This is a genomic window from Moorena sp. SIO3I8 (assembly GCF_010692325.1).
Classification (GTDB): domain Bacteria; phylum Cyanobacteriota; class Cyanobacteriia; order Cyanobacteriales; family Coleofasciculaceae; genus Moorena.
Map to the genome: position 1 here is coordinate 1 of NZ_JAAHHW010000214.1, position 5528 is coordinate 5528.

A 5528-nucleotide genomic window follows, 5' to 3' on the forward strand; every position below is an offset into this window, starting at 1 on the left:
GCTGCAGGCCAATGGGATGTTGATCTTGACTCCATACCGATACCTCGGCCCAGGGGTGTTCTTTTTGCACTTTCTCCACTTCACAGCCCAGTTTTTTTTTCCACTGCTGTTGTTGTTGAGATATGAACAGGACTTACGCACAGACTCCATGGGTAGGGTTTGCAAGGTTTGGACAACCCTACAGGTAGCGTTAAATTGAGGTATTTGCGTAAGTCCTAATGAATTGGTGATTGTTGGTCGAGGTACTTTCAGCCCTTTAATCCATTTGCTTGAGAATCCGCCATCCAAGTTGAAGTCAGACAATTCGAACCAATAATTCACAGAGATAGTCTGCAACTTTGCGACCGTTCCACAGCCCACCATCCGGGGCTGGACCTGACAAAATTTGATCTAATTGCCCTTGTTGCTGATCCCTTAAAAGAGGTGGAGCAAAACAGGTTTCTACGCCTACCATCTCCCAAGGTCAAAGGTCCAATCCGGTTGTAGCCCCACACCAGTTCATAAATCCAACTTCGTTTATATCCAGTCACTTTGCGCGACTTCTTCACTGGTTCTGCCAAGGGCTAGCAACCAGATGATTTGATAGTGGGAGCGTTCAATCGGATCTTTCCCTTGACGATAGCGCTGTTAATGTTCTTCTATACTCAGATGGGGTTCTATGCTGATTCGCTTGGGCATCAGTTTGGACCATTGTCTTGCATCTCTCATATATTACGGTTCTGAGGGGGTGACATGAGCCCTGAAAAGCTTACTATATAAGGCTTTGATGCCAATTCTCATAAGAATTGATAAACTCCCAAATTGACCCTCCTGTGATTTTCTGAAAGCTCAAACCCTTATAACTACGTCCAAGGAAGCGCCCAAAACACCATGTATCTTTTTGTAACAGATCGGCTGAAAATATTACCCAGTAAGGGTTTTAGCTTGCATGTCACCCCCCAGATTACGGTTATTTAATGCAACTTGATATTACCAGGAGTTTTAGCCTTAAAAAGGCACTCTATTTTACTGCCGGATTAACATCTTTAATCTGATCCCCTTTCTGACGATTTAAAAATAGAAAACGATAGACGAGTAATAAACTGGATATCAATGGGCCTAGAACCAATCCCCACCACAAGCCCATACCACCATAACCTAAAGGCATTGCTAGTAAATAGCCCACTCCGAGTCCAGATCCCCAGAATGAAAGTAAATTGATGAGCATAGGGATTTTGGTATCCTGTATGCCTAATAAGGCTCCAGTCATATTCATTTGAAGTCCATAGGCGAATTGGTAAAAACCTGCAATGTAGAGAAAGGAGATTGCTGTAGCTTTTGTATTAAAATAGTTTGGATCATCGGGATTTATAAAGATAGACACAACCTGCTTGGGAAATTCCCAAACTATAATTATCACTAACAATGAAAAGAAAGCACCAATAGCAAGATTAATAAATGCCGACACTCTAATTCCCATCGCATCTTTAGCTCCATAGGCATACCCCACTCTAGCAACAGTAGTACAGGCAATAGCAGATGGAATTGCCATAAAAACTTCTACAGTTTGAATTGTAATCTGGTGTGCTGCTAGAGTAGCTGTACCAAAAGATCCCATCAGCAACGTGGTTATGTTTAAAAGTGCTATCTCAGTACCATAGTGAATCCCCATCGGATAGCCAATACGAAAAAGTTTGATTATAAGTCTTGGATCGAGCTGATAAAAATTACCAAAAAAACTATATTTGTCAAACTTTGGATGAAACATAAATAAAACGATAGCTATTAAGAACGTAAGCCAATAAATAAAACTACTCGCCCAGCCAATACCCGATAGTCCTAAATCTGGAAATCCAAATTTTCCAAACATCAATATATAGTTAACAGGAATATTTAAGCCCAGGCCAATCACCGCAATGACAGCTATCGATTGAGGATAATTAACAGCGGAGGCAATATCCTTAGCAATTAGTAATCCAATAGCAGCTGGGAGTCCCCATATAACTGCATTTGCATAACTTTTGACGAGGAAAAAGTCGCCTTTGTCTTGTCCGATTAAACCTGAGAAAGAACCACCACACCACAAGAGCAAAACCATGGGTAAGGATATAATTATAAGTAACCATAACCCCTGAAATAAAATATAACTAACCTGTTCAGGCTCATCAGTGCCAACTGCTTCAGCTGCCATTGCCCCTACCCCTGATACAATTCCGTATCCAACATAAACAGCGGTGGCAAAAGCAACCGTTCCCAAAGCACCTGATGCTATTGATTGAGTTCCTAATAACCCCATCATCACAACATCTATAGCTTGAACAGCTACATCACAAATCTGTGTGCTTATAAGGGGAATGAGTAATTGAGAACTAGAAATTGTTTCAGATATAGCCTTTGATACCAAGCTATATGAGCCTAACTTAGGACTATGTGTACAGTTTGTCTCAGTCGTTTTGTTCTGCATTAGACGTTAGAGGTAATTTATAAAGTAAATCTTAAGAGCTGAAATCCGTTGACAGATATGGATTTCAGGTAAGCAGGAGTAAACCTGAGGGGGCGACGAAATAAGCTGAGGGGGCGACGAAATAAGTTAAAACGCAGACTATATAAGCAACCTAGCCCTTAGGCCTCGTTGATAATACTTTCGTTTATTAGGATTTAATTTCATTAATTCGGTGACTAATTCTAAACAAACATCCTTTAAATTCACCCAAGTTTGGCCATATAAACCAATGTAAAAACTGCTATGTCTCCGCTCCCTACGACCATATTCTTTGACACGAGCTACATAGTTTTGTATTCCTTGACGTGTCTTGATGCAGTCGCTCATGGGGGAAACCCCCAAGACCGCGCTGCATCGCTTTAATATGCTGACCTTGAATCGTTGAGGAACTGTAAGCTATTGCAATTAATAAAATTATAGAAATAAGCCGTTTACCCTCAACTTTAGTCTCCTCTATATTATAACCACCTGTATTAAAATATCTAAACATTTATTCAATATCAAATCTTTTTTTATAAGCTGAAATAGCTGACTCTAAGCTTTCCAAATTTGTAAGAATAAACCATCCTTCTTTGGCCTTTGGCCACGCTACGCGAACGAAGCTACTTTCTTGACTTTACGTTGCCACTTACCAGCCACATTAAAAATTATAAAACCACGGGTCTTGGATGAAACCTTGAACAGGGTAGCCTTTATAGTCGGCAGTCTGTGAGTCATAGGTTTAAGTCTTGGTAATAAGGCTACCCTGTTCTACGGTAACTTCAAGGTCACTTTAACTCCTTGGATAAAAAAAGATAATCCTGGTGTTAAGCCTAAATTATTTAATTGAATAAAAATATTATTTTTGACTTCGATAAATTCGTTCTTCTTAAGACGTAAGCAGAAATAGACACCCAAGGACTGGAGGTGCTGTGCCAGCTTGACCGAGCCAAATTATCTATCCCCTAATAGACAAACTTTATAGTTTTTTAAAAGTGGCATCACTGAGGATAGGGCAGTTTTTTGTTCATGAATATTGCTACACCCTAATTTGGGAAGTAATTCAAAATATATAGGAAAAGCTCTTTTATCCCAAACTATACTGATCATGAGGAAATTTATTCGACTCCAATTTGTGCGGTATATCGCTACATAAATTAATTGCTCAGTTGTGAAGTATGTTGATAACCAGGTTTTGATAATTGGAAACCAAATTTTTTCAATCGTCAGATTAGGCAATGATAAAAATCGTTGTATTCTTGTCTTGATGCAGTCGTGAGCGACTGCATCGCTTTTCTACGACTTTCAAATTTTAGGGGAATTGATAGAGCATTTGCTAATTTTTCTAAATTTACTTTTTTAATTGTCTGTAGGAGACTAAGCAGAATTAGACTAAATAAGTATTCTGACTTACTAAGTTGACTTTTTAAGTGGTTTTGGTAGAATGCAAGTAACATTGTCAATAGGTAGGTATTGTTGAACAAAAGAGACCTATCTTTTTTTTACCACAAAATGGTGAACGCTTTACATTTAAAGCTTTTCAGGCTATTTCGTCACCCCTTCAGGGAGTAAACATAAGCCTAAATCCTGAAAGCATTGCACCGCAATGGTTATAGCTCTGTTCACAAATCAGCTCTAAGGATTCGAGCCTAATGTTTTTACCAAACTGAGATACACCGAGGCCAATTATCACCTATTCGGTTGAGTTAAACAAGTTAGGTTCGTAAACTTAATCCTTGAAGTGTAGTCATAGCTTGAGTTTGGATTGTTTGTTAAAAATTTTTACACCTTTTTTTTTTAACTTCAACTTAACTTGAACTATCCACTACACATTAACCTTTAAACTTCAATATTTGACATTCAAGATTCCCTGAATTACAAATAATTGGTAAACACTGATTAGAGTTTTTGAACTTTCCCAAAATGCCTATATAGTTGATTATATATTACTTATGGCCTCTGGCCTCTTGCGTTGCTTTAAGAGCTGATTTATAAAGTCAACCAAAAGCATTGCCAGTCGCTTAACCATAAGGTGAATTAGAGAGCCATAAATCATGGCTTCACTCACATCTGAATACACCTCATAATCCAGGCTTTTGCGTCGAAATCTATTCAACCATCCATGCATTGCGCTCAACAATCCATCGTTTAGGTAACCGCTCAAAAGTTTTGGAAGTTCTCTTGATTACTTCCACCCTCACGCGATCGCCACAAACTTCCTTAACTGCACGGGCAAAATTATTACCAGAATAACCCTGATATACCCAAAGCACATCTAATTTCGACAGTTTATCCCTGGCTTCATTAAGTACTACGACTGCTCCTAATCGTTCTGAGGCATTCGCTTCAGTTACCAAAACACCAATTAATAATCCAAGGGAATCTACTACAATGTGACGCTTACGCCCCTTAACTTTCTTGCCACCGTCGAAACCGTAGACAGAGCCCTTTTTTCTGTTGTTTTCACTGACATTGAATCAGCAATGGCAACAGTTGAGTCTTCATCCGGGTCTAATTCTGTTCTTAATTTTTGGCGTATTTTATCGTGTATCTGTTGCCAAAAACCGCCTTTTTGCCATTTTTTGAAGTATCTGTATACCGTGCTATAAGGTGGTAGATCATGAGGCATCATTTCCCACTGACATCCAGTCCGTTGCACATAGAATATGGCGTTGAAAATTTCTCGGAAATCCACCTCTATAGGATGACCAAACCCCTTGGGTAATGGTACTAGAGGCTTGAGTATTTCCCATTCTGAGTCGCTCAGGTCACGTCGGGTTAGGTTGACGTTGAGGATTTGCGATCGGCGAAGCCGCGCCAAAGGCGATCGCAGGTAGACGGCTCATCAGTCACAACATAGCTTAACTATAACTAAGAAATAACGATTACACCATATTCACTTAATCCCCTACTTTCTTTAGATTCTCTTTATAAATCAGCTCTAACTGTAGATCAGGCTCGGTGGCATATGAGTGAGAAGTTGGAGGTGCCAGAGGGGATTCATCTTTTCCCCTTACCCCCTTACTCTCCTGAATTACAACCGGCAGAGCGATTATGGCCTGTGGTG

At 39.6% G+C, this 5528-nt stretch carries 2 protein-coding genes and 3 pseudogenes; 2 read left to right on the forward strand and 3 right to left on the reverse strand.

The features are described 5' to 3' along the window. Positions 1–199: hypothetical protein (locus tag F6K51_RS34980; protein WP_293030129.1), on the forward strand; the 199-nt coding region annotated here is incomplete at its 5' end. Positions 200–1000: 801 nt separating this feature from the next. On the opposite strand, the gene F6K51_RS34985 is transcribed toward F6K51_RS34980, so the two are convergent. From F6K51_RS34985 to F6K51_RS34995, 3 genes and pseudogenes are all read right to left on the reverse strand, one after another. Continuing rightward, a complete protein-coding gene (locus F6K51_RS34985) occupies positions 1001–2443 on the reverse strand; it encodes an MATE family efflux transporter (RefSeq protein ID WP_293030132.1) in 1443 nt (480 codons plus the stop codon). Between the two features lie 138 nt (positions 2444–2581). Beyond that, positions 2582–3918: pseudogene (locus F6K51_RS34990) on the reverse strand (IS4 family transposase). A 482-nt stretch (positions 3919–4400) separates the two neighbouring features. Further along, positions 4401–5258: pseudogene (locus F6K51_RS34995) on the reverse strand (IS5 family transposase). A 144-nt stretch (positions 5259–5402) separates the two neighbouring features. Between F6K51_RS34995 and F6K51_RS35000 the strand changes: the two are divergent. Then, positions 5403–5528, forward strand: a pseudogene (locus F6K51_RS35000) (transposase); the annotation flags it as partial.

Excerpts from the sequence above, each read along its gene's own strand:
- F6K51_RS34985 (WP_293030132.1), bottom strand. The coding sequence starts at position 2,443 with ATGCAGAACAAAACGACTGAGACAAACTGTACACATAGTCCTAAGTTA.